The sequence below is a fragment of the Nonomuraea sp. NPDC001831 genome (assembly GCF_042892035.1).
Classification (GTDB): domain Bacteria; phylum Actinomycetota; class Actinomycetes; order Streptosporangiales; family Streptosporangiaceae; genus Nonomuraea.
On the sequence record NZ_JBIATU010000001.1, the window covers coordinates 331,305 to 353,873 of the forward strand.

Consider the following 22,569-nt stretch of genomic DNA (forward strand, 5'->3'; position numbering starts at 1 on the left):
CCATGAAACACCGCCTCATCCCCGCGCTGGCGCTCGCACTGTGCCTGGCGGCCTGCTCCACCGGCACCGGCGCCGCCCCCGCCGCCGACGGCAGCCCCGCGGAGCTGCGCATCGGCTACCAGCTCATCCCGAACGGCGACCTCATCGTCAAGGACCAGCGCTGGCTGGAGAGCGCGCTGCCGAACACGAAGATCAGCTGGATCAAGTTCGACTCGGGCGGCGACGTGAACACCGCGATGGTCGCGGGCAGCATCGACATCGGCCTGGCCGGCAGCAGCCCGGTCACCCGCGGCCTGTCCGCGCCGCTGAACATCCCGTACCAGGTGCCGTGGATCTTCGACGTCATCGGCGAGAACGAGGCGCTGGTGGCCCGCCAGGCGGGCTCGGTGGCCGAGCTGAAGGGCCGGAAGATCGCGACGCCGTTCTCCTCGACCTCGCACTACAGCCTGCTGGCCGCACTCCAGGAGGCCGGGCTGAGCGAGTCGGACGTCACCGTCGTCGACCTGGAGCCGCCGGACATCCAGGCCGCCTGGACGCGCGGCGACATCGACGCCGCGTACGTCTGGACGCCCGTGCTCGGCGAGCTGCGCAAGGGCGGCAAGGTGCTGGTCACCAGCAAGGAGCTGGCCGCCAAGGGCAAGCTGACGGCCGACCTGGCCGTGGCGCGCACCCAGTTCGCCACCTCCTACCCCCAGGCCCTGCGCACCTGGCTGACGCAGCAGGACCGGGCGGTCAAGCTCGTACGCACCGACAAGCGGGCCGCGGCGGCGGCCGTCGCACGCCAGCTCAACCTCAGCCCCGACGAGGCCGCCCGCCAGATCGACGAGCTGATCCTGCTGGACGCCAAGGAGCAGGCCGGCTCCGCCTACCTGGGCACCCCGGACAAGCCGGGCGCGCTCGCCGAGAACCTGCGCAGCGCCGCCGAGTTCCTCAAGGCCCAGAACAAGCTCCCCGAGGTGCCCGCCCTGGAGGTCTTCCAGAAGGGCCTGGACACCAAGGACCTGCGCGATGCCTTCGCAGGCTGACACGCGCACCGCGGCGGCGGTGCGGCTGGAGGGCGTCTCGCTCACCTACCGGCCGCGCTCCCGCTGGTCGAAGGCGGAGCCCGTCGAGGCGCTGCGCGGGATCGGCGCCGACATCGGCGCGGGCGAGTTCGTGACGATCGTCGGCCCCTCGGGCTGCGGCAAGAGCACGCTGCTCAGGCTCGTCGCCGGGTTCGCCGCGCCCACCTCCGGGACGGTCGCCGTGGGCGGCGAGCCCGTGGCGGGGCCCGGACCCGACCGGGGCGTGGTGTTCCAGCAGCCGCGCCTGTTCCCCTGGCTGAACGTACGCCGCAACGTCGAGTTCGGCCTGCGCATGACAGGGGTGCCGAAGCAGGCCAGGCGGGCCAGGGCCGACGAGCTGCTCACGCTGGTGGGGCTGGGCGAGGTGGCGGGACGGCGGCCGTACGAGCTGTCCGGCGGCATGCAGCAGCGCGCCGCCATCGCCCGGGCGCTCGCGCCCGACCCCGCGATCCTGCTGATGGACGAGCCGTTCGCCGCGCTCGACGCGCTCACCAGGGAGCGGCTCCAGGAAGAGCTGCGACGGCTCTGGCAGGCCACGGGCAAGACCGTGCTCTTCGTCACGCACAGCGTCGACGAGGCCGTCTACCTGGGCACCCGCCTGCTGGTGATGAGCCGCGGGCCGGGCACGGTCGTCCTCGACCGGCCCTCGGAGCTGCCGCACGCGGCCGATCCGCGCGCCCATCCAGACTTCCCGTCCGTACGCGAGACCGTGGCCGCGGCCGTCCGGCGGGCCGCCTCGTCCGACCTCGAGCTTTCCTGACGCGTTTCGGCCGAGCAGGCGGGGGAGGATTCCGGTCGGGCCAATCAAGCGGTGGGCCTGAAAATACGTGGCCCTAAACGCTGGGAAGGCCAAATCGAAACTCCCTGACGGGCTGAACTATTGGCCTGTTCTGAGCCGGCGTCAACGATTTCCTGGCCATTGGCCAATAGTGGTCAAGGACCGGCGTCGCACGGCCCGGCAGTGCTTCGGTCTGGCCTGGTCCGACATCGATTCGGCGACCCACACTTCGGCCATTGGCGCCTGTCATAGCTGGTGGGGACGAGTGGCGGAGGCTTGAACCCTGTCCGGATGTGGCCACGGCTGGAGGGTGATTTCCCGCCCGCAATCAAGTTTCATGGAGGCGAACAGCGCGTCGCCGCCTCGATCATCGACTGGAGGGAATCGCATGGCCATTTCTGCTGTCGCAAATTCTGGCCGGCACCGACAACTCCATGATGTCCAGGCGCAGCCGTGGTTCGGCAGCTCATCGCGGGTTTTCTTGACGGGCGTATCTGCCGGAATTCGAGACTGAAGAATATGTCTCCGATATGGCAACTGCGCCTCTCTTGACCCTTGGAGCGTCGACCGGCTCGATGTGGTGACCGCCGGCAGGGTCGCACCGTCCGGTGTGTGTGGCAGGGCCCTGCCCCCGAATTCCCCCGACCAGGGAGGTACCCATGGCTCCTTACCCGTCGCGAGTCCGGCTGATCGTCAAGCAGTCGGGCAAGGTGCTGGCGATCGAGAACGCCAGCCTCAAGGACGGCGCCAGCCTGAACCAGTACGACACCGGCACCCAGGACAACGAGAAGTTCGAGCTGCGTGACGCCGGTGACGGCTACGTCCGCATCGTGGTCAAGCATTCGGGCAAGGTGCTGGCCATCGAGAACGCCAGCCTCAACCCGGGCGCGAGCCTGAACCAGTACGACACCGGCACCCAGGACAACGAGAAGTTCGAGCTGCGTGACGCCGGTGACGGCTACGTCCGCATCGTCGTCAAGCATTCGGGCAAGGTGCTGGCCATCGAGAACGCCAGCCTCAACCCGGGCGCCAGCGTGAACCAGTACGACACCGGCACCCAGGACAACGAGAAGTTCCGGCTGGAGCCCATCAGCGACGCCAACTGGTAGCTCACAAGGTTGAGCACGTCCGGCCGTCCGTGCGCCGGACGGCCGGGCGTACCTGACATCGCGCGTCACCTGCAAGGGGGACGTGCCCGTCCGCCCGGCTGAGCGCCCAGCGCGACCTGAGCCGTGGTCTCGTGGACGTCAGCGAATCCTCGCGGACGCCAGTGGCGCCGGCGTCTCCTGACCCGGCCAGGCACCACGGAGCACGACGTCCGCGAGCTCGACGCCGACGTCGAGCCGGCGGACGACGACCAGTTCGACCGTGTCTGTCACGATCACCGTCGGGTCGTCCTCGGTGACCCGCTCGATCTCGCGCACCGCCGGCAGCACCACTGCCTCAGCTCCACCACCGAGGACGCTCATGTCAGGCTCGCGACGCACCAGACGGCCGTCGACCTGCACCAGTTTCTCGGCCTGGCCCGTGCCATTGATGATCGCGCCTGCCAGCGCCGCAGCGTAGACAGGATCGCCGACCCCGTCATAGATCCAGCGCATGCCCAGCACCGAGTGCTCGGCGGTGCCCAGCAGCCACGCGTCGGCACCGGGCAACGGCGCCTCCCGGTAGGTGAGCGGCATCTGATGAACCGGGCCGTCACCGACCCGTACCAGGATCGTCTCCATCCCGACCGCGCCGGCCGGGTCGTCGAACCGGAAGGAGGCGACGTGCCGCATCTTGCCGGCCGGCCCGCTGTACCAGGGGCGTCCCGGCAACCAGCCGCTCAGCAGCTCAAGCTTCGAAGGCCGAACGGTCGCCTGGTAGAGCAGTGCCATGGGGGCATCGTAGCGTGATCGAAGAATGCGCAAACGGGCGAACTTCCGCCGCGACCGGTCCGCCGGCGCCCGAACCGGGGTCAGCCGAACAGCAGCGTCACGTCCAAGCCGCCCTCGGCGCGTGGAAGGGCCGTCAGCCGTGCGCCGTGCGCCTGGGCGACGGCCCGGACGATCGCCAGGCCCAGTCCGTGACCGCCGGTCGTGTGGGTGCGGGGGGCGCCGAGCCGCTGGAACGGCTGGAAGAGCCGCCGCAGGTCCTGCGGCCGGATGGGCGGGCCGGTGTTGCCGATCGTCAGGCGGGCGCCCTCGCCGGTGAGGCCGGTGGCGATGGTGACGTGTCCGTCGGGGACATTGTGGTGGAGCGCGTTGTCGACCAGGTTGCCGATCATGCTGGCGATCAGGTCGGGGTCACCGCTGACGGGCGCGGGGTCCAGCGACGTACGAACCGTGACCGCCCGCCCGGCGGCCTCCGAACGGCGCGACGACACCACCTGCTCGGTGACCTCGGCCAGGTCGACCGGCTCCCGGTGCTCGACGCCCTTCTCTCCTTCGGCCAGCGTGAGGAGGGCGCCGATCAGGCGTTCCTGCCGCGCTCCGAGAGCGAGTGCCTCCTCACACGCGGCCCGCAGGCTCGCCTCACCCGCCTCGGGGTCGGCGAGCGCGACCTGGAGCACCGCGCGCTGACCGGCCAGCGGGGTGCGCAGCTCGTGGGAGGCGTTGGCCACGAAGTGGCGCTGCGCCGCGAACGCGGAGTCCAGCCGCTCGAACAGGTCGTCGAGCGTACGCCCGAGCCTGGTCAGCTCGTCGTCAGGGCCGCGCAGGCCGAGCCGGCGGTTGAGGTTGGTGGCCGAGATCTCCCGGGCGGTCACGGTCATGGCGCGCAGCGGACGGAGGAAGCGCCCGGCCAGCCACCACGCGGCCACCACGGTCAGGGCCACGACGACGATCCCGGTGACCGTGAGCACGGCGTCGACCTGCTGGGCGGAGGCGTCGGGCGGGGGAGCGGCGTCCCCGGCCCGGAGGCGGACCTGGTCCCTGCCGAACAGGAATCCGGCGACCAGCATCATCGGGACGACGACCGCCAGAACCAGTCCGGCGTACAGCGTCGTGAGCTGCGCGCGCAGGGACGGCCGTCGCAAGTGGCTGCGAACGCGGCCGGTCACCGTCGGGTTCATCGCGGGACCCCGATGCGGTAGCCGCCCTCGCGGACGGTGCCGATCACCGGTGGTTCGCCGAGTTTGGCCCGTAACCGGCGCACGGTCGTCTTGACGGCCGTGGTGAACGGGTCAGCGGCCTCGTCCCAGACCCGTTCCAGCAGCTCTTCCGTGGATACGACCCGGTCACCGGCGGCCAGCAGGCACTCCAGCAGCGCGAACTCCTTCGGGGTCAGCTCCAGGCGCCGCGCGCCGCGAAAGGCCACCCGCCTGCCCGGGTCCAGCGTCAGGTCCTCCGCCCGGAGGATCGGCGGCACGGCGGGCGCCGAGCGGCGCGCCAGCGCGCGCACGCGGGCCACGAGTTCGGCGAAGTCGAACGGCTTGGGCAGGTAGTCGTCCGCGCCCAGCCCCAGACCCTCGACCCTGTCCCGCACGGTGCCGGCGGCGGTGAGCATCAGCACCCGCGAACCCGTGTCACCGGCGGCGATGTCACGGCACACCTCGTCGCCGGGCGTGCCCGGCAGATCGCGGTCCAGCACCACCACGTCGTACCGGGTGGCGGCCAGGCGGGCCAGAGCGTCGTCGCCGTCGAGGACGACGTCCACCGCCATGCCCTCGCGCCGCAGCCCGGTCCCGATCGCCCGCGCCAGAACCTCGAAGTCCTCGACGACCAGCACTCGCACGACCGTCCTCCTCACCCCGGTGGTGGCGCCGTCCCGTCCACTGTTTCCCGTCAATGGCCACGATGCCAGGGATCGGGTGTCGGCCGGGTGTCAGCGGCTGACACCCGGCCGACACCGGCCGTGCCGTACAACCGTCCGTGATCCCCCCTCGGAAAGGACGAGACGTGACAGATCCGCGGTTGACCCGGCGCAGGTTCCTCGCCGTCACCGGAGCCGGCACGGCTGCCGGCGGACTGCTGGCCTCCAGCTCGGCGGCCGGCTCGACGGGCGGCTCGACGGGCGGCTCGACGGGCGGCTCGACGGGCACGGGCGAGGTGTCCGCACGGGGCCTCACCCAGGCCGTCCTGTCGGCCTTCGAACACCACCGGCTCGTCGCCGTCGGCGAGTCGCACGGCCAGCAGGAACACGGCGACGCGCAGCAGATGCTGCTCACGGACCCGCGGTTGCCGGACGTGGTCGACGACATCGTCGTGGAATTCGGCAACGCGCTCTACCAGCCGGTCGTCGACCGGTTCGTCGCCGGCGGGGCCGTCGAGGACCACGTGTTGCGGCAGGTCTGGCGGAACACCACGCAATCGCCCGGGGGCACCGGCGACCAGCCGATCCGTGAGCAGTTCTTCCGTACGGTCCGCGCCGTCAACTGGGCGCTGCCCGCCGCGCGGAGGATCCGGGTGCTCCTCGGGGACCCGCCCATCGACTGGTCACGCATCACCACCCAGGACCAGGTGGACGGCTTCCTCGCCCAGCGTGACACCCACATGGCGTCCCTGGTGCGGCGGGAGGTGCTCGCCAGGAACCGCCGGGCGCTGATCTGCTACGGCAGCGGGCACGTGACGCACTCGCCGGCGCGGGGCCAGAACGCCGACCACGCGATCCCGCTGATCGAGGAGCAGACCGGCCGGCGCGTGTACGTGATCGTGGCCGGCAGCCATCCCCGCCTGGCGGCCTGTCCACGGCGTACCGTGATCGCGTGCTCCGGCACCTGGCTGGAGTCGGCCGACGCGGGACACTTCATGGACGCGCCCCGGCTGTGCGGCTTCCCGCTGGGGAAGCTGGCGGACGCCGTCCTGTACCTGGGGCAGTTGAAGGACCTGACGCAGCCGCTGTGGAATCCCGCGATCTTCCTCGATCCGGTGTACTGGGCGGAGCTCCAGAGACGCAACGCGATCAACGGGAACCTCGTCGACCTGGAGGCGTACCGGCGGCAGCAGCCGATCTCCCTGCCCTCCTCACCTCCCGTGAGCTGCTCCTGACAGCGCCGGCCGGGCACGCCGTAAGCCCGGTGAAGTGCGTGTGCTGGACGCGGAGGCTGATGAAAGTTTCATGGCGACGCTCTGGCCGGCCCGCCTCGATAGCTCAAGGTGAGCGCGCTCGGCGGCCGCCTCGTCCGGCCGCCGCGCGCCATGGCGCTCTTGACAGCGCCTTTCCGGCTCGTATTTGCTCCCACCGTCCCTTCCATCGGCCCGGAAGAGCTCGACCGGTTAGCGCTTGTTAGCGCTAACATACGAGAGGTGGATGCATGAGACCAGGCGAATCGCGCAGGAGAAGGCGCGCGGGCATCGCAGCCGCCCTGGCGGCTGTGATCACGGCGGCGGCCACCACTCTGGCCATGTTTCTGGTGGGCGCGCCGCAGGCGTCGGCCGCGGTCCTGACCGAGGTGACGAACTTCGGCACCAACCCGGGCGGGCTGCGGATGTACCTCTACGTCCCCGACAGGGTGGCGGCCAGGCCGGGCGTCCTGGTGGCGATGCACGGCTGCAACGGCTGGGCCCCCGGCTTCCACCAGGGCACCGAGTTCGCCTCGCTGGCCGACCGGTACGGCTTCATCGTCATCTACCCGCAGGCGAACAAGAGCGCCAACGGCCTGTCGAACTGCTTCGACGTCTGGTCGAACGAGGCCCTGCGGCACGGCGGCGGCAGCGACCCGGTGTCGATCGTCTCCATGACGACCTACGTGCTGCAACGCTACAACGGCGACCCGCAGCGGGTGTTCGCGACCGGCTTCTCCTCGGGAGCGATGGAGACCAACAACCTGCTCGCCACCTACCCCGACGTCTTCAAGGCCGGAGCGCCGTTCTCGGGCGTCCCCTACGGCTGCCTCGGGCCCGCCGGATGCGGCGACAAGACCCCGCAGCAGTGGGGTGACCTCGCCAGGAACGCCTACCCCGGCTACACCGGGCCCCGGCCGCGCGTCATGGCCTGGCACGGCACCGCCGACTCCGTCCTGCCGTACACGATGTTGCAGGAGGAGGTCGACCAGTGGACCGACGTGCACGGCCTGAGCCAGACCCCCGCCTCCACCGACAGCCCCCAGTCCGGCTGGACGCGGCGTGTCTTCGGTTCCGGGCAGGTCGAGGCGTACACCGTCACCGGCGCCGGACACGACCTGCCCCACCCGGGGATGGCGGCGTACGCCATCCGCTTCTTCGGCCTGGACGGCGGCTCGTCCACCACGACGCCGACCCCGCCACCGGCAGGTCAGATCAGGGGAGTGGCCTCCGGCCGCTGCGTGGACGTGCCCAACGCCGGCACCGCCGACGGCACCGCCGTGCAGCTGTGGGACTGCAACGGCCGCACCAACCAGCAGTGGACGCAGACCCCGGCCGGAGAGCTGAGGGTGTACGGCAACAAGTGCCTGGACGCCGGAGGCGCCGGCAACGGCGCCAGGATCCAGATCTACTCCTGCTGGGGCGGCGACAACCAGAAGTGGCGCCTCAACTCCGACGGCACCATCACCGGCGTCCAGTCCGGGCTGTGCCTCGACGCCGTCGGCGCAGGCAACGGCAACGGCACCGCGCTCCAGCTGTACAGCTGCTCGGGCGGCGCCAACCAGAAGTGGACCCGGACGTGACGCCCCTGGCCCGCCGCGTCGGCCGCGGCCCCGCGACGACCCGGGCATCGCGTGCCGCACTCGCGGCCGCCGCCGTCCTCCTGATGGCCGCCGCCGTGCTGCTGGGCGTCAGGCCCGCCGCCGCCGCGTCGCTGACCCGGGTCACCGGCTTCGGCAACAACCCGACCAACCTGAACATGTACATCTATGTCCCGGACCGGGTGGCGGCGAGGCCGGCGCTGCTGGTCATGGTGCACTACTGCACCGGCTCGGCGTCCGGGGTGTTCAACGGCGTCGGGCACGACTACGTCACCGCCGCCGACCAGTACGGATACATCATCGTGGTCCCGGAGGCCACCCGCAGCGGCCAGTGCTTCGACGTGTCCACTCCGGCCGCGCTGAGACGTGACGGCGGCGGGGACTCCACCGGGATCATGTCGATGGTCGGCTACGCCCGGCAGCGGTACAACGTGGACCCCGCCAAGATCGTGGTCAGCGGCTTCTCCTCGGGCGCGATGATGACCAACGTACTCGCCGCGCAGTACCCCGACGTGTTCTCGGCCGCCGCGGCGTTCTCCGGCGTCCCGGCCGGATGCTTCGCCACCGCCGACGGATCCTTGTGGAACAGCGAGTGCTCCGGCGGCCGGATCGTCAAGACCGCCCAGCAGTGGGGCGACCAGGCCCGCGCCATGTTCCCCGGCTACACCGGCGCCTACCCGCGCATGCAGCTCTGGCACGGCACCGTCGACACCACACTGGCCTACGCCAACTTCGGCGAGGAGATCAAGCAGTGGTCCGGCCTGAACGGGGTGAGCCAGACCCCCGCGTACACCGACAGCCCGCGCTCGGGCGTCACCCGCACCCGGTACGGCGGCACCGGGAACCAGCCGCGGGTCGAGGGGCTCAGCTTCGCGGGGCAGGGCCACTCCCTGCCGTTGACGGGCATGTTCCCTTACGCCCTCTCCTTCTTCGGGCTCGACGGCACCTCGCCCGGCCCGGCGCCCGGCGGCCAGGTCAGGAACGCGGGGTCGGGCAGGTGTCTCGACGTCGCGGGCGCCTCCCAGGCCAACGGCGCCCAGGCGCAGATCTGGGACTGCCACGGGCAGCCCAACCAGCAGTGGACGTCCACCGCCTCCGGTGAGCTGCGCGTGTACGGCGGCAAGTGCCTGGACGTGGCCAACCGGAGCACAGCCGACGGCGCCGGCGTGATCATCTGGGACTGCAGCGGCCAGAGCAACCAGCAGTGGCGCTTCAACGCCGACGGCTCCATCACCGCCGTCGGCGCCGGCAAGTGCCTGGACGTGCCGAGCAACAGCACCGCCAACGGCGTCAAGCTCCAGATCTGGTCCTGCAGCGGCGCCGCCAACCAGCGCTGGACCCGCACCGGCTCATGACGACACCCAGGAGGTGGAGAAGCGAATGCGCAGCATTCTCGGCCTGACGACGGCCGCGTTACTGGCGGCCGGCTCCCTCGTCGCGATCGGCGGTGCCACGTCCCCGGCCGTCGCGCTGGAGAACGGCCTCGCCCGCACCCCGCAGATGGGCTGGAACGACTGGAACAGCTTCGGCTGCAACGTCAACGACGGCCTCGTCCGCCAGACGGCCGACGCCATGGTCTCCAGTGGCATGGCGGCGGCGGGCTACACCTACGTCAACATCGACGACTGCTGGTCCACCAAGAGCCGGAACGCGAGCGGCGACCTGGTGCCGGATCCGCAGAAGTTCCCCAACGGCATCAAGGCCCTGGCCGACTACGTGCACTCCAAGGGGCTCAAGCTCGGCATCTACTCCTCGGCCGGCACCACGACGTGCGCGGGCTACCCGGCCAGCCTGGGCTACGAGCGGCGGGACGCGGCCCTGTGGGCGTCGTGGGGGATCGACTATCTGAAATACGACAACTGCGGCGACCACCGCGGGATGAACGGGCAGCAGCGGTACACGGCCATGCGGGACGCGCTGGCCGCCGCCGGCCGCCCGATCGTGTACAGCCTGTGCAACTGGGGCCAGGAGAACGTGTGGACCTGGGGAGCGCCGGTGGGCAACTCCTGGCGTGACACCGGCGACATCGCGGCCAACTGGAATTCCATCATGGGCATCCTGGACCAGCAGGTCGGGCTGGAGTCGTACTCGGGCCCGGGGGGCTGGAACGACCCGGACATGCTGGAGGTCGGCGTCGGTTCGGTGACGGGCACCGAGGGGCGCGCGCACTTCAGCCTGTGGTCGCTGCTGAACGCGCCGCTCATCGCCGGCAACGACCTCCGTACGATGAGCGCCGACACGCGCACCATCCTCACCAACACCGAGGTCATCGCGGTCAACCAGGACTGGGGTGGCCGGCAGGGCCACAAGATCAGCGACAACGGCGACCTGGAGGTCTGGCGCAAGCCGATGAAGAACGGCTCGGTCGCGGTCGTCCTGCTCAACCGGGGCACCTCGACCGCGACCGTCTCCACCACCGCCGCGGCCCTCGGGCTGGGCTCGGCGTCCTCCTACTCCGTGCGTGACCTGTGGGCGCACACGACGTCCTCCTCGCCGGGGACGATCAGCGCGCCGGTCCCCGGGCACGGGGCGGCCATGTACGTCGTGACGGGAGGCGGCATCGTCCCGCCTGCCACGGTCGCGATCAAGGGAGTGGGCTCGGGACGGTGCCTCGACGTCGCCGGCGCCTCGCAGGCCAACGGCGCCCAGGCGCAGATCTGGGACTGCCACGGCCAGGCCAACCAGCAGTGGACGCCCACCGCGAGCGGCGAACTGCGCGTCTACGGCGGCAAGTGCCTGGACGTGTACGACGGCGGAACCACCGACGGCACCAACGTCATCATCTGGGACTGCAACGGCCAGAGCAACCAGCAGTGGCGCTTCAACGCCGACGGCACCCTCACCGCCGTCGGTGCGAACAAGTGCCTGGACGTGCCGAACAACGCCACCGCCAACGGCACCAAGCTGACCATCTGGTCGTGCAACGGCGGCGCCAACCAGCGCTGGACCCGTAGCTGACCCGTCATCCCGGGAGCGATCGTGAGAATGGCATTACGGTTTCCGGCCACCACAAGAGCCGGACGCGGAATCGTAGGGGTGCTGGTCCTGCTCGGGCTCGTGGCGCTGCTGCCCGCCCACCCGGCCAGGGCGGACAATCCGATCATCCAGACCGTCTACACCGCCGACCCGGCGCCGCTGGTGCACAACGGACGGGTGTACCTCTACACCGGCCACGACGAGGACGGCTCGACCTGGTTCACCATGAAGGACTGGCGGGTCTGGTCCTCCGCCGACATGGTGAACTGGACCGACCACGGATCCCCGCTGAGCCTGACCACCTTCAGCTGGGCGAAGTCCGACGCCTGGGCGGGACAGACCATCTACCGGAACGGCCGGTTCTACTGGTACGTGCCCACGACCAACCGGGCGACCGGCCGCATGGCCATCGGGGTGGCCGTCTCCGACAGTCCGACCGGGCCGTTCAGGGACGCACTCGGACGGCCGCTGATCGAGAACGGCGAGATCGACCCGACGGTCTTCATCGACGACGACGGGCAGGCCTACCTCTACTGGGGCAACCCGCACCTCTGGTACGTGAAGCTGAACGCCGACATGACCTCGTACTCGGGAAGCGCGACGCAGATCCCGCTCACCACGGCGGGATTCGGCGCCAGGACGGGTGACGCCAACCGCCCGACGCTGTTCGAAGAGGGGCCCTGGGTCTACAAGCGGAACGGCCTGTACTACCTGGTGTTCGCGGCCAAGTGCTGCTCGGAGTTCATCGCCTACTCCACGGCCCCCGGCCCCACCGGGCCCTGGACCTACCGAGGGACGATCATGCCCACGCAGGGCGGCAGCTTCACCAACCACGCGGGGATCGTCGACTTCCAGGGCGGCTCGTACTTCTTCTACCACAACGGCGCACTGCCGGGCGGCGGCGGCTTCACCCGTTCGGTGGCCGTGGAGAAGTTCGCCTACGGCTCCGGCGGCACGATCCCGACGATCAACATGACCGCGTCCGGGGCGCCCCAGGTGGGCACCCTCGATCCGTACGTCCGCCAGGAGGCCGAGACGATCGCCTGGGAGTCGGGGGTCGAGACCGAGCCCTCCAGTGAAGGCGGGATGAACGTCGGCTGGATCGAGAACGGCGACTCCATCAAGGTCAAGGGCGTCGCGTTCGGCGCCGGCGCCAGGACCTTCACCGCGCGGGTCGCCTCGGCGTCCGCCGGCGGCAGGCTCGAACTCCACCTGGACGGCGTCAACGGCCCGTCGGCCGGGACGTGCACCGTGCCGGGCACGGGCGGCTGGCAGAGCTGGACCACCGTGTCCTGTCCGGTCAGCGGCGCGACCGGCACCCGCGACCTGTACCTGAGGTTCACCGGCGGAAGCGGCTACCTGTTCAACATGAACTGGTGGCAGTTCAGCTGACGTCGCATCCCCACGCGTCACCGGCGTCACCGCCCTCGCCGGAGGGCGGTGACGCCACCCCGCAGCACGCGGGTGCGGTACGGCCCCGCCGCCGTGATGGGCGGAGGGGCCATGACCTGCTGGGACCGATCTATCCGAGCACCGGGTAGTTCGCGCGGAACACGTTGTGCGGGTCACGGGCCCGCTTGATCTTCCGCAGCCGCGCGAGCGCGTCGCCGGAGAAGGACTGCGCCGCCGTCTCGCCGGGGGACAGCAGGGTGTACGGCTTGCGGCCGCTGACGTACGCCTCCAGGTCGGCCACGACCTCGGCCTGCTTGGCGCGCGTCGCGTCGGCCGCGTGCGGCAGGCCGAGACCCACCAGTCCGAGCAGGTACGGCTCAGCCACCGCGCCGCTCGCACCGGCCCCGGCGCCCGGCTCGGCGAGCGCGCCGCCCAGGTGCCTGATCTGCACGTTGATGAGCGGCTCGATCGGCTTGGCCAGCAGCAGTTCCACCGCGTCCGCGTCCAGCCCGGTGAGCAGCTCCGCCCGAGCGATGGACGGGACCGGGCCGGTGGGTTCGGCGGATATGACCCCCAGGTCGGCAACCGGGACGACGCCGCGGCTGTCGGAGATCGCGTCCTCGATCTTGTCGATGCGCGCCAGCAGGTCCGCCCCCTGCGCCGCCTCGCCCAGGTAGGCCAGATCCAGCGTCACCATCGGCGGCGCGCCGGGGGGCTGGAGCCGGTTGATCCAGACACTGAGTTCACGCGGCGCGTCGGCGGTGATCTCCAGGAACGCGTCGTACACCTCCCTGGTCCGGTGCTCGGGCCAGATCACGCGCCCGCCGTACAGGTCCGGAGCGGGATACAGGTCGAGTTCGAGGGCGGTCACCACCGCGAAGTCCCCGCCGCCGCCGCGCAGCGCCCAGAACAGGTCGGGGTCGGACTCGGCGGTCACCCGGCCCGGCTCGCCGTCGGCGTCCACGATCTCGATGGCCCGCACGCTGTCGGAGGCCAAGCCGTACGCGCGGCTGAACCAGCCGACCCCACCGCCCAGGGTGTAGCCGGTCACGCTGACCCCCGGCGCGCTGCCGGACAGGCCGGTCATATCCAGCGGACCGGCCGCCGCCAGCACCTGCCCCCATTTCACGCCCGCGCCCACCCGGACCACGCGCTCCTGCGGGCGTACCTCCACCTCGTTCAACCGGCCGGTACGCAACAGGATCAGGCCGTCCACATCACCCGAGGCGCCATGCCCGCTCGGCTGCGCGGTCACCGTCATGCCCGCCCGCCGCGCGTAACGCACGAGCGCCGTCACGTCATCGGCATCCGCGGCCTCCGCCACGGCCGCCACCGGCTGCCTCACGGTCAGGTTCCACGCGGTGGCCGCCTGTTCGAAGCCGTCGTCACCGGGCAGGAGCACACGCCCCTTGAGGACACCGGGCAAATCGTTGATCGTCATTGTCGTCTCCCTGGTCGAGTTGTCAGAAGAATGTGGGCGTCAGGCGGGCTGCGCGGCGGTCGCGGAGGCGGTGCCGGCCTCGCGGAGAGTCAGCAACCCCGTGACCGCGATCAGCGCCGCGGTCAGGCCGTGGACGCCGAGCGCGACAGCCGTGGATCCGTGGTGGGCCAGGACGTTGACCATGTCGCCGAACGGGGCGACGGCCGTCATCAGCAGGACCCAGCCCAACGGGCGGCGGTGGCCTGTCACCAGCAGGACGCCCATGGCCAGGCCCATCGCGATCTCGCGGCTGCCCTTCACGATGGAGAAGCCGCTGCCGTCAGAGGGCCAGTTCGCCAGCCCCGGGAAGGTGGTCCCGAGGGGCAGGACGAAGGACAACCCGAGGTAGAGGGTGAACAGGACGACGACGGCGGCCAGGACGGTGTTGAGCTTCTTCAGCGACATGGTCGTTCTCCTTTGTCTGTACGGACGGTCAGGATGTTCAGCCGCGGACACGGCGGATGTGGCGGGCGTAGCGGGGGCGGCCGATGACGTGCCAGATGACGCGGACCGGAACGGGAAGGCCGCCGAGGACGACGGCGCGCTCGGCCGGGTTCGCGTCCTCCAGGACGGCGCCGCAGAGCGTGAGCAGGGTGCGTCTGGGCGTGTTGTGCACCAGGTGATCGCCCAGGGAGGCCCACTCCCGTGGGGTGATGTGCTTGGCCGCGAGAGGGAGGAGGGTGGCCTCCTCGTCGTGGAGGTGTTCCAGCAGGACCGCGCGGTGCTCGCAGAGCGCGGCCGCCAGGGCGTCGCGCTCGTCGGCGCCCGCGGTGGCCTCCCAGGCGGGGAACGCGGCGTCGAGCCTGCTCAGGGTGGCCGCGACGCGTTCGTGCTGGGCCTGCATGCGCAGCACGACGTCGGCCTCCAGGTCCACCCGGGACAGCAGCGGCGGCCACAGCAGCTCGTCCTCGGCCTCGTGATGGTTGCGCAGGCCCAGCCGGTAGAGGCGGAAGTGGCCGGCGATCACCTTGGCGCGAGCGGTGTCACCCGGGGCGACGGCCGCGACGAGCTCCACCAGCAGCCGCGACTCACGGCGGAGCGCGCGGTGGACGATCTCCATGTCCTGGGCGTTGACGCTCATCTGTTCCCGCTCCTTCATCGGTTGCGATGTGTTCAGCCTGCTCCTGGGTCTTTGGAAGGCATTTGGAAGGCATTTGGAAGGGTTTGGAACGTCCACGTCAGATGCGCGGATCATGGTCTTCACCGCTGGACACGAGCCCCGCCGTCCCGGCCCCCCGGCCGGTCAGCGTTCGATGGGGACTGCCGCGGGATGAACGTGTCGTCGTTGGTCCTGGTGATGTCGAAGGAGGCCGCCACATAGGCGCCGTCACGATGGAGCGGCAGCACGTCCACGTTGGGTTTGTCCGCTTGGCTGCGCCATGACCAGGTGAAATCGGCCACCCGCGTTCCCGGATCGGCGCGGAAGGGGGGCCGCCGCTCCCGTGGAGCCGCGTGCTCGGCCGGGGGAGGGGCTTGTGGTGGCCGCGTCCGGGACCTGTTGCTTGATGGAGTAGGAGATCTCCACGCGGCGGTTCCTGGCCCGCCCTGCCGGATTGTCGCTGCCCTCCCGCGGCTTGTATAAGTCAATGCTCATAGAGCGGAGGATGGTTGGGACGACCGCGGCGAACCGGCCGCGTCAGAACTCCCAGGTGTCGTCGCGCAGGAGCACCACCTTCCCGCCGGGCCCCAGCCCGGTGACCGTGACGTCCGGGCCGCCGACCATGAAGTCGACGTGCACGCGCGAGGTGTTCACGCCTGCGGCGTCCAGCCGTGCGGGGTCGTCCGTACGCAGGTGGGCGGGCACGCCCGGAGGCAGCCCTGCGCCCCAGGCCAGGTGGCAGGTGGCGTTCTCGTCCAGAAGGGTCTCCAGGTAGGTGATGCCGCTTTCGCCCACCCGCGAGGAACGGTCGACCAGAGCGAGCTCGCCCAGCCGGGCGGCGCCCGCGTCGGTGGCCTGGTGCGCGCGAACGACCTCGGCTCCGGCGCTCGCCCTGACATCGGTCACGACGCCATCGGCGAAGGTCAGCTCCAGGTCGCGGACGAGGGTGCCGTCGAGGGACAGCGGCCGGGTGGCGCGGACCGTACCGGCGACGCGGCGGTAGTCAGGAGTGGTGAACACCTCCTCGGTCGGCAGGTTCGCCTGGAACGGGCGGCCGTTGACGTCCTCCAGGCGGGCGGCGGTCCAGTGGGCGTCCGGGAGCAGGCCGATGGTCAGGTCGGTGCCGGGGCCCTCGAACCGCACGGCGTCCAGGCGCATGTCGGTGAGCCGTCGGGCGCGATCGAGCAGTTCGGCGATGCGCTGCCGCCACGCCTCGCGCGGATCGGGCTCGTCGAGACGGAGGATGCGGCGCAGGTGCCGCCACAGCCTGGCCTGGTCGGGTTCGCCGAAGACGGCACGGGCCCACTCGGGGGTGGCGTAGGGGACGATCGTCCAGCGGACCAGGTTGTTGAGCTGGAGCCGCTGCCGTGAGGTCAGCGCCGGCATGCGGTCCAGCCCGACGCGGATCGGATCCAGTCCGGCCAGGAGGTCGGGGGCGGCGGCGCCGCGGACGTTGACGATGATGCCGCCGTCCCGCCCCAGCTCGTGGTTGCGGGCGTCGAGCCACGAGGGCACCTCGGCCAGGCTCGCGGTGTCGGCGTGCCGGAGTCGGGAGCGTTTGGCGTGCGGGTCGAAGTACCAGATGTCGGCGTAGCGGGCGCCTCGGGCGTAGGCGGCCTCGGCCAGGGCACGGGCGAGCGGGGCGTGCTCGATCTCGGCGTTGATCAGCACCCGGTCGTCCGCCAGCAGGGGCACGGCCACGTCGAACACGACGTCGGCATAGTCGGACAGGTCGGCGGGGGGAATGGTCAAGGGGGGCTCCTTCGCGTTCGTTGTGGTGCATGGGCGGGAACAGCAGCGCTCCGGCGGACGGCGACGAGGACGCCGCCGTGGACCCGGAGATGGAGACCGCAGGTGACGACCGGCGAGACGCCCACGATGCCTGCCTGCCGGCCCAGCGGGCCGGTGAGGTGTCGCGGAACCGCCGGGACGAGCGGCCCGATCGGCAGGGACGCGCCGGCCGCGCAGCCGAGCAGGCGGCCGATCACCGTTCGTCACGTAGTTCGAGCAGGAGGGCGGTCATGCTGACCTTGACGCCGTCGTGCGGCGGTCCGGCCTTGTCGTGCAGGAGCGCCACGGCCTGGTCGATCAGGCCGACGATCTCCTCCCAGACGGGCCTGGCCAGCCACACCTCGGCGTCCATGGACGTGCGCCGGCGAGCGGTCTCGGCCAGGCGCCTGGCCAGGTCGGTGCTCATCGCCTGGTGGAGGAGCTGCTGTCCCTCGGACCGGTCGAGGCGCTCGCCACTGGACGGGTCGTACCGGTAGAGCAGCTGCGGGCGGCCCTTGCCTGCCCGCGGACGCTCCTCCGTCTGCTGGAGGAAGCCCGCCTTGGCCAACTGGCGCAGGTGGTAGCTGGCCGAGGCGTGCGCGATGCCGAGCTCGTCGGCGACCTCGGTGGCCGACATCGACGCGCCGGTGAGCAGCGACACGATGCGGATACGCAGCGGGTTGGCCAGGGCGCGCAGGGGGACAAGATCGTCCTGGTTTTCCAAAGACACCTTGGGATAATAATTTTCCCAACGACTCTTGGGAAGAGGTGGCTCACGGATGCTGCTGACGATCCTTGGCGGATGCGGTGCCTGGCCGGCGGCGGGTCAGGCGTGCAGTGGTCACCTCGTGGAGCACGACGGGTTCAGGCTGCTCGTCGACCTTGGCTCCGGGACGGTGCCGCGGTTGCTGGAACGGGTCGGCGCCGATCAGATCGATGCGGTGTTCATCAGCCACGGACATCCCGACCACTGCGCCGACCTGAACCCGCTGTTGCGGGCGCGCACCATGCGTGATGACCCGTCGGCGCCGTTGCCGGTGTACTCGCTGCCCGGCGCCCTGGACGCGGTGCTCGCGCTGGACCGCCCGGGAGTGCTGACCGACGCCTACGTCCTGCACGAGTTCGCCGTCGGCAGCGCATTCGACCTCGGCCCGTTTCGCGCACAGACTCGCCTGCTTCCGCACTCGGTCCCCAATGCCGGCGTACGGCTTACAGCGGGCGGACGGGTGCTCGCTTTCGCCGGCGACAGCGGCCCGAGCCCCGACAGGGTGGAACTGGCGCGTGACGCTGACCTGCTGCTGGCCGAGGCCACCTATGTGGACCAGGTTCCGGAGGGTATGCGGCGTCACCTGACCGGCGCCCGTCAGGCAGGTCGGCAGGCGCTGGAGGCCCACGTCCGGCACCTGCTCCTGACGCACCTGCAGCCGGGCACGGACACCTCGGCCGCGCGGGCCGCCGCCGGGGTCGAATACGACGGTGAGATCGGCATCGCCACGTCCGGTCTCGTCCTCGACCTGTCGTGAGCCGAGGTCTCAGGGGTCGAAGAACGTTCACCGCACAGGCGCAATCACAGTAGTCGATCGCCTGGTGATGGACCGCGTCCCTCATCGATCTCTACTGTATCAGGATTGACTTATATAAGTAGTGGCTGAAATTATGGCCCGCGCACGCACTCGACGTGCTCGGCGGCGCTGGACGCTGAAGTCGCGAGTGCCGCCACCCGCTTGAGGAGACTCCGTCCGATGAGGGACGAACAGGCTCGAACGACGAGAAGAAGGACGAATGATCGACATCGTCAACCAGCTGAACGCCACCCGGCGGGAGATCGGCAACCGGCCGGCCGCCCCCGAGTCCGGCAGGGACGGCGGCAGATGACCCGCCGCTCGGTGGGTCGTCCCGTTCTCAGAGGAGTGGGCCGGATGGCCGACAACCCCACCACCACAGCGGTCAGCAGGGCCACGCGGACGCTGCTGACGTGCGGCACCGTCGCCGGACCGCTCTACATCATCGTGGTCCTGCTGCAGCTGCTCACCAGGGACGGATTCGACATCAGCCGGTACCCGGCCAGCATGCTGAGCAACGGCGACCAAGGATGGATGCAGATCGCCAACTTCACGGTCAGCGGCCTGCTGTTCGTGGCCGGAGCGGTCGGCCTGCACCGGGCTCGTGGCCCGGCGGGCTGGGACGGCGCCTGGGGGCCGCACCTGGTCGGCGTCTTCGGCGCCGGGATGATCGCCGCTGCCTGCTTCTCCGCCGACCCTGCCGACGGCTTCCCGCCCGGGACGCCCGTCGGCCCGCCCACAAGCATGAGCACGGAGGCGATGCTGCACCTCCTCGTCTCCGGGATCGCCTTTCTCGCGCTGATCGCCGCGTGTTTCGCGTTCGGACGGCGGTTCGCGGCGGCCGGGCGTCGCGGCTGGGCCGTCCTGAGCATGGTGACCGGCGGGCTCTTCGTGGCGGCCTGGATCTCGATCTTCGCGGCGCAGGGCTCCAGGGCGGCCAATGTCGCCTTCGCCCTGGCCATCGCGCTCATCATGGCATGGGCGTCGACCCTGGCCGCGTACCGGCTGGCTTCGACCCGGCGTCGCGGCGTCACCCTGACCGTGGTCTGAGCGGGCATCGTGACCTCATGACGTGATCACGGCGGGGTTCCCCTCGCTCCAGACGCTGGTGATCCTGCGGTGGGCGAACCGCCAGCCGTCCGGGGTGCGGCGCAGCCGGTCGTCGTAGCGACCCCCGGCAAGGAACTTGTCGCCATCGGGCAGGCCGAGGCGGACATGCTGGGCCTGGTAGTAGCACGTGTGCTCGGCCTCGTCGCCGTGCACTGTGGCGACATGGTTGCCGTTCAGGTGATGGGTGGCGTCGAATCGCTCCACGCCGGTCCTGATCCTGGCGATGATCGCCTCAGGCCCGTGGAGCCGTTCGCCCGAACCGCTGTACTCCCAGCAGGCGTCGTCGGTGAACAGCGCGCCCAGGGTCCGCCAGTCCCTGGTGTCCAGGGCCGTCGCGTAGGCGATGACGGCGTCCACGATCGCGGTGCGGTCTGCCAGTTCCTGCAACATGGGGCCACCTTCCGGTTTGGTGCACGATTTGATACGGAGTACATGATTGGTGACTGTCGAGACCGGCGGAAGAAGGCACTTTCATGTCCCAGAGTCACATCGATGTGTCAGCCCTGGCCCGCGAGGCGTGCCCGGTCTCGGAGGTCCTCGATCACGTCTCCGGGAAGTGGAGCATCGGCATCCTGGTAGCCGCTGCGCAGGGTCCGGTCCGGTTCACGGAGCTGGAACGCTCGATCACCGGGATCAGCAGGCGCATGCTCACGCTCAAGCTGCGCAAGCTGGAGCGGGACGGCCTGCTCGTCCGCACCGTCCATCCCGTCGTTCCGCCCAAGGTCGAGTACACGCTGACGGAGATGGCCCGGGAACTCCACAAGTCGCTGCTGGAGCTCACCGACTGGGCCAAGCGACACGGCGCCGCCGTCGCCGCCGCCCAGGCCGCCTACGATCACGAACACAAGGGGTGACGGCAGCCACCGCCCAGAAGACTCCGTGCCCTTGACGGTCAGACGGCCCTCGCTGCGGAGCGGCTCGACCAGCTTGGCGGCGCCGAGGCTGCGCAGGAATCATCAGCCCCACACCCGGCGGTGCTGCTGACCACCGGACGGCGCGACGCGCGGGTGCCGCCGTGGCAGCCGGCGAAGCCGGCCGCCCGCCTGCAGGCGGCCGGCGCCTCCGGCCGGCCGGTGCTGCTGCGTGTGGAGGAGCACGGCGGTCACGGCGCCGGCTCGACCCGGGAGCAGGAACATGCCCTGCTCGCCGATGTGCTGGCCTTCCTGTTGCACGCGTTCGAGGCGTCACGATGAGGACGACCGAGCAGTGGGCCCCGTGCCGTCGCCCGAGTACCACGTGCCCGCCCCCGCGCAGACCTTGAGCTGCTGAGGGCTTGGGCGAACCAAACGAGGAGCCGGGAGAGGGGATAGCTTTAGGTGTCCGTACGGCTACTAATGGTGATAACTCTGGAGTGATCAACAAACAGCAGATCGCGAGCGCCCTGAGCGCCGCGCCGCCGGTCGTCCTGTCCTCCAGCGCCAGCTCCAGGGCCGGCGCCACCACCACCGCCCCGCCCGCCGAGCAGTGGAGCGACCGCTGGCAGCTGCCCGGCGGCACGGCCTGGGTGTACTACGGCGAGCGGAACCAGACCCTGACCCGGCCGGTGCTCCTGGCCGACGGCTTCGGGGCCGGGGCCACCGACATCGACGAGCTCTACGACGGCCTGGAGCGGCGCGCCTTCCCGCTGATCAGCGAGCTGCGCCGGCGTGACCGCGACGTCGTCGTCATCGGCTACGACGACCGCGGCGCCTCCATCCTCGACAACGCGGAGACCGTCACCGCGGCGATCCACCGCGCCGCCGCCGAGCGGGTCGGCGACAGCCGCCTGCTGGCCGGTGGGTTCAGCATGGGCGGCCTGGTCACCCGCTACGCCCTCGCCCGGATGGAGAGGCAGCGCATCGACCACCAGGTCGGCGTGTACTTCTCCTGGGACACCCCGCACCGCGGCGCCTACGTGCCCATCTCGCTGCAGGCGTTCGCGCACCACAGCAAGGCCTACGACCCGCGCTTCTCCGACCTGTTCAACAGCCCCGCCGCCCGCCAGCTGCTGGCCTGGCACCTGCCTGACCCCAATGGCGTGCCCGGCGTCGACCCGCTGCGCACCCAGTTCCTGCGCGAACTGGAGTCCGTCGGTGGATGGCCGCGCATCCCGCGCCTGCTCGCCGTGGCCGACGGCGCGGGCAACGGCGCGGGCAACGGCACCGGCGCCGGCGAGAGCGCGCTGCTCGGCACCGGCGACCTCATCTCCGGCACCGATCTGCGCACCCAGCCCAAGGCGCCCGAGACCCTGGCCGCCAGGCTTCGCCTGCTGACGCCCGACGTCATCGAGGTCCAGGCGCCGGGGGTCCCGTGCGTGGACGGCGCGCCCGGCGGCATCCTGGACGGGTTCAAGATCCTCGCCGACGCGCTCAACGCCATCGCCGAAGCCACCGGTCTCGGCCTGGACGTCGACAATCCGATCGCCGGCCACTGCTTCGTCCCCTCCATCAGCGCCGTCTCCGTGCGGGACGTCACCGACGCCCACCTGTACACCGACATCGACGCGCTGTCGCCGGACGAGAGCGACTTCGACGACTTCCTCTGCGCCAACGACAACCACGGCCACACCGAGATCACGGAAGAGGCCGCCACCTGGCTCCTGGACCGCCTGCCCGACTAGAACGCGCCACCGATCCCGCAACAGTCGGGCATCCTCGACGTCGCGAACGGATCAGAGCGAAGCGGCCCCGTGATCACCAATGGGATCACGGGGCCGCTTCTCATCATGTCCCGAGGGGGAACGGTGTCTGCTTCCCGCGTGAGCGGGCTGCGTCCA

22 protein-coding genes and 1 pseudogene are annotated in these 22,569 nt (G+C 70.7%); 13 read left to right on the forward strand and 10 right to left on the reverse strand.

What is annotated here, in order from left to right; all coding sequences use genetic code 11:
• The first annotated feature begins 2 nt into the window (after positions 1-2).
• The 3 genes from ACFYYW_RS01505 to ACFYYW_RS01515 all read left to right on the forward strand — a co-directional run bounded on the left by ACFYYW_RS01505 (position 3) and on the right by ACFYYW_RS01515 (position 2,951).
• Entirely contained in the window at positions 3-1,025 is a 1,023-nt protein-coding gene (locus ACFYYW_RS01505; RefSeq protein ID WP_387643707.1) for a glycine betaine ABC transporter substrate-binding protein, read from the forward strand.
• Positions 1,009-1,824, forward strand: a complete 816-nt coding sequence (locus ACFYYW_RS01510) for an ABC transporter ATP-binding protein (RefSeq protein ID WP_387643710.1) — start codon at positions 1,009-1,011, stop codon at positions 1,822-1,824. The genes ACFYYW_RS01505 and ACFYYW_RS01510 overlap by 17 nt, the downstream gene beginning before the upstream one ends.
• Before the next feature lie 677 nt (positions 1,825-2,501).
• Positions 2,502-2,951, forward strand: a complete 450-nt coding sequence (locus ACFYYW_RS01515; protein WP_387643713.1) for an RICIN domain-containing protein — start codon at positions 2,502-2,504, stop codon at positions 2,949-2,951.
• Between the two features lie 138 nt (positions 2,952-3,089).
• On the opposite strand, the gene ACFYYW_RS01520 is transcribed toward ACFYYW_RS01515, so the two are convergent.
• The 3 genes from ACFYYW_RS01520 to ACFYYW_RS01530 all read right to left on the reverse strand — a co-directional run bounded on the left by ACFYYW_RS01520 (position 3,090) and on the right by ACFYYW_RS01530 (position 5,556).
• On the reverse strand, positions 3,090-3,719 hold the full coding sequence (locus ACFYYW_RS01520; protein WP_387643715.1) for a hypothetical protein: 630 nt from the start codon (positions 3,717-3,719) through the stop codon (positions 3,090-3,092).
• A gap of 80 nt (positions 3,720-3,799) precedes the next feature.
• Positions 3,800-4,894, reverse strand: coding sequence for a sensor histidine kinase (locus ACFYYW_RS01525; RefSeq protein WP_387643718.1), 1,095 nt, complete (start codon positions 4,892-4,894; stop codon positions 3,800-3,802).
• Positions 4,891-5,556: a response regulator transcription factor gene (locus ACFYYW_RS01530; protein WP_387643721.1), complete on the reverse strand. Its 666-nt coding sequence runs from the start codon at positions 5,554-5,556 to the stop codon at positions 4,891-4,893. The genes ACFYYW_RS01525 and ACFYYW_RS01530 overlap by 4 nt, the downstream gene beginning before the upstream one ends.
• Positions 5,557-5,720: 164 nt before the next feature.
• Here ACFYYW_RS01530 and ACFYYW_RS01535 point away from each other — a divergent pair, with 164 nt between their 5' ends.
• The 5 genes from ACFYYW_RS01535 to ACFYYW_RS01555 all read left to right on the forward strand — a co-directional run bounded on the left by ACFYYW_RS01535 (position 5,721) and on the right by ACFYYW_RS01555 (position 12,793).
• Positions 5,721-6,809, forward strand: coding sequence for a hypothetical protein (locus ACFYYW_RS01535; RefSeq protein ID WP_387643723.1), 1,089 nt, complete (start codon positions 5,721-5,723; stop codon positions 6,807-6,809).
• Positions 6,810-7,075: 266 nt separating this feature from the next.
• Positions 7,076-8,407: a PHB depolymerase family esterase gene (locus ACFYYW_RS01540; RefSeq protein WP_387643726.1), complete on the forward strand. Its 1,332-nt coding sequence runs from the start codon at positions 7,076-7,078 to the stop codon at positions 8,405-8,407.
• Positions 8,404-9,780 carry a PHB depolymerase family esterase gene (locus ACFYYW_RS01545; protein WP_387643729.1) on the forward strand — a complete coding sequence of 459 codons (1,377 nt, stop codon included), beginning with the start codon at positions 8,404-8,406 and terminating at the stop codon, positions 9,778-9,780. Before ACFYYW_RS01540 ends, ACFYYW_RS01545 begins: the two co-directional genes overlap by 4 nt.
• Positions 9,781-9,805: 25 nt before the next feature.
• Positions 9,806-11,383 carry a lectin gene (locus ACFYYW_RS01550; RefSeq protein WP_387643731.1) on the forward strand — a complete coding sequence of 526 codons (1,578 nt, stop codon included), beginning with the start codon at positions 9,806-9,808 and terminating at the stop codon, positions 11,381-11,383.
• 78 nt (positions 11,384-11,461) lie between these two features.
• A complete protein-coding gene (locus tag ACFYYW_RS01555) occupies positions 11,462-12,793 on the forward strand; it encodes a glycoside hydrolase family 43 protein (RefSeq protein ID WP_387643733.1) in 1,332 nt (443 codons plus the stop codon).
• A gap of 130 nt (positions 12,794-12,923) precedes the next feature.
• Here ACFYYW_RS01555 and ACFYYW_RS01560 read toward each other — a convergent pair whose 3' ends face one another.
• The 6 genes from ACFYYW_RS01560 to ACFYYW_RS01585 form a co-directional block, all read right to left on the reverse strand.
• Positions 12,924-14,234, reverse strand: coding sequence for an FAD-binding protein (locus ACFYYW_RS01560; RefSeq protein WP_387643736.1), 1,311 nt, complete (start codon positions 14,232-14,234; stop codon positions 12,924-12,926).
• Positions 14,235-14,273: 39 nt separating this feature from the next.
• Positions 14,274-14,678, reverse strand: coding sequence for a DUF4267 domain-containing protein (locus ACFYYW_RS01565; protein WP_387643739.1), 405 nt, complete (start codon positions 14,676-14,678; stop codon positions 14,274-14,276).
• A gap of 37 nt (positions 14,679-14,715) precedes the next feature.
• Positions 14,716-15,354: a hemerythrin domain-containing protein gene (locus ACFYYW_RS01570; RefSeq protein ID WP_387643741.1), complete on the reverse strand. Its 639-nt coding sequence runs from the start codon at positions 15,352-15,354 to the stop codon at positions 14,716-14,718.
• A 119-nt stretch (positions 15,355-15,473) separates the two neighbouring features.
• Positions 15,474-15,674, reverse strand: coding sequence for a hypothetical protein (locus ACFYYW_RS01575; RefSeq protein ID WP_387643744.1), 201 nt, complete (start codon positions 15,672-15,674; stop codon positions 15,474-15,476).
• 235 nt (positions 15,675-15,909) lie between these two features.
• Positions 15,910-17,124: an aminopeptidase gene (locus ACFYYW_RS01580; protein ID WP_387643746.1), complete on the reverse strand. Its 1,215-nt coding sequence runs from the start codon at positions 17,122-17,124 to the stop codon at positions 15,910-15,912.
• A gap of 232 nt (positions 17,125-17,356) precedes the next feature.
• Positions 17,357-17,872, reverse strand: coding sequence for an ArsR/SmtB family transcription factor (locus tag ACFYYW_RS01585; RefSeq protein ID WP_387643748.1), 516 nt, complete (start codon positions 17,870-17,872; stop codon positions 17,357-17,359).
• A gap of 49 nt (positions 17,873-17,921) precedes the next feature.
• Between ACFYYW_RS01585 and ACFYYW_RS01590 the strand changes: the two genes are divergently transcribed.
• Positions 17,922-18,665: an MBL fold metallo-hydrolase gene (locus ACFYYW_RS01590; RefSeq protein ID WP_387643750.1), complete on the forward strand. Its 744-nt coding sequence runs from the start codon at positions 17,922-17,924 to the stop codon at positions 18,663-18,665.
• A gap of 396 nt (positions 18,666-19,061) precedes the next feature.
• Positions 19,062-19,754 carry a DUF998 domain-containing protein gene (locus ACFYYW_RS01595; protein ID WP_387643753.1) on the forward strand — a complete coding sequence of 231 codons (693 nt, stop codon included), beginning with the start codon at positions 19,062-19,064 and terminating at the stop codon, positions 19,752-19,754.
• A gap of 15 nt (positions 19,755-19,769) precedes the next feature.
• Here the strand turns inward: ACFYYW_RS01595 and ACFYYW_RS01600 are convergent, their stop codons facing one another.
• Positions 19,770-20,204, reverse strand: coding sequence for a nuclear transport factor 2 family protein (locus ACFYYW_RS01600; protein WP_387643756.1), 435 nt, complete (start codon positions 20,202-20,204; stop codon positions 19,770-19,772).
• 83 nt (positions 20,205-20,287) lie between these two features.
• Between ACFYYW_RS01600 and ACFYYW_RS01605 the strand changes: the two genes are divergently transcribed.
• The 3 genes and pseudogenes from ACFYYW_RS01605 (at position 20,288) to ACFYYW_RS01615 (ending at position 22,413) form a co-directional block, all read left to right on the forward strand.
• Positions 20,288-20,668 (forward strand): helix-turn-helix domain-containing protein, encoded by a 381-nt coding sequence (locus ACFYYW_RS01605; RefSeq protein ID WP_352324355.1) that lies wholly within the window; start codon positions 20,288-20,290, stop codon positions 20,666-20,668.
• Between the two features lie 114 nt (positions 20,669-20,782).
• Positions 20,783-21,007: pseudogene (locus tag ACFYYW_RS01610) on the forward strand (prolyl oligopeptidase family serine peptidase); the annotation flags it as partial.
• Positions 21,008-21,165: 158 nt separating this feature from the next.
• A complete protein-coding gene (locus ACFYYW_RS01615; protein WP_387643759.1) occupies positions 21,166-22,413 on the forward strand; it encodes an esterase/lipase family protein in 1,248 nt (415 codons plus the stop codon).
• Positions 22,414-22,569: the final 156 nt, after the last annotated feature.

Excerpts from the sequence above, each read along its gene's own strand:
- ACFYYW_RS01505 (WP_387643707.1), top strand. The coding sequence starts at position 3 with ATGAAACACCGCCTCATCCCCGCGCTGGCGCTCGCACTGTGCCTGGCG.
- ACFYYW_RS01510 (WP_387643710.1), top strand. The coding sequence starts at position 1,009 with ATGCCTTCGCAGGCTGACACGCGCACCGCGGCGGCGGTGCGGCTGGAG.
- ACFYYW_RS01515 (WP_387643713.1), top strand. The coding sequence starts at position 2,502 with ATGGCTCCTTACCCGTCGCGAGTCCGGCTGATCGTCAAGCAGTCGGGC.
- ACFYYW_RS01520 (WP_387643715.1), bottom strand. The coding sequence starts at position 3,719 with ATGGCACTGCTCTACCAGGCGACCGTTCGGCCTTCGAAGCTTGAGCTG.
- ACFYYW_RS01525 (WP_387643718.1), bottom strand. The coding sequence starts at position 4,894 with ATGAACCCGACGGTGACCGGCCGCGTTCGCAGCCACTTGCGACGGCCG.
- ACFYYW_RS01540 (WP_387643726.1), top strand. The coding sequence starts at position 7,076 with ATGAGACCAGGCGAATCGCGCAGGAGAAGGCGCGCGGGCATCGCAGCC.
- ACFYYW_RS01550 (WP_387643731.1), top strand. The coding sequence starts at position 9,806 with ATGCGCAGCATTCTCGGCCTGACGACGGCCGCGTTACTGGCGGCCGGC.
- ACFYYW_RS01560 (WP_387643736.1), bottom strand. The coding sequence starts at position 14,234 with ATGACGATCAACGATTTGCCCGGTGTCCTCAAGGGGCGTGTGCTCCTG.
- ACFYYW_RS01565 (WP_387643739.1), bottom strand. The coding sequence starts at position 14,678 with ATGTCGCTGAAGAAGCTCAACACCGTCCTGGCCGCCGTCGTCGTCCTG.
- ACFYYW_RS01570 (WP_387643741.1), bottom strand. The coding sequence starts at position 15,354 with ATGAGCGTCAACGCCCAGGACATGGAGATCGTCCACCGCGCGCTCCGC.
- ACFYYW_RS01590 (WP_387643750.1), top strand. The coding sequence starts at position 17,922 with ATGCTGCTGACGATCCTTGGCGGATGCGGTGCCTGGCCGGCGGCGGGT.
- ACFYYW_RS01595 (WP_387643753.1), top strand. The coding sequence starts at position 19,062 with ATGGCCGACAACCCCACCACCACAGCGGTCAGCAGGGCCACGCGGACG.
- ACFYYW_RS01600 (WP_387643756.1), bottom strand. The coding sequence starts at position 20,204 with ATGTTGCAGGAACTGGCAGACCGCACCGCGATCGTGGACGCCGTCATC.
- ACFYYW_RS01605 (WP_352324355.1), top strand. The coding sequence starts at position 20,288 with ATGTCCCAGAGTCACATCGATGTGTCAGCCCTGGCCCGCGAGGCGTGC.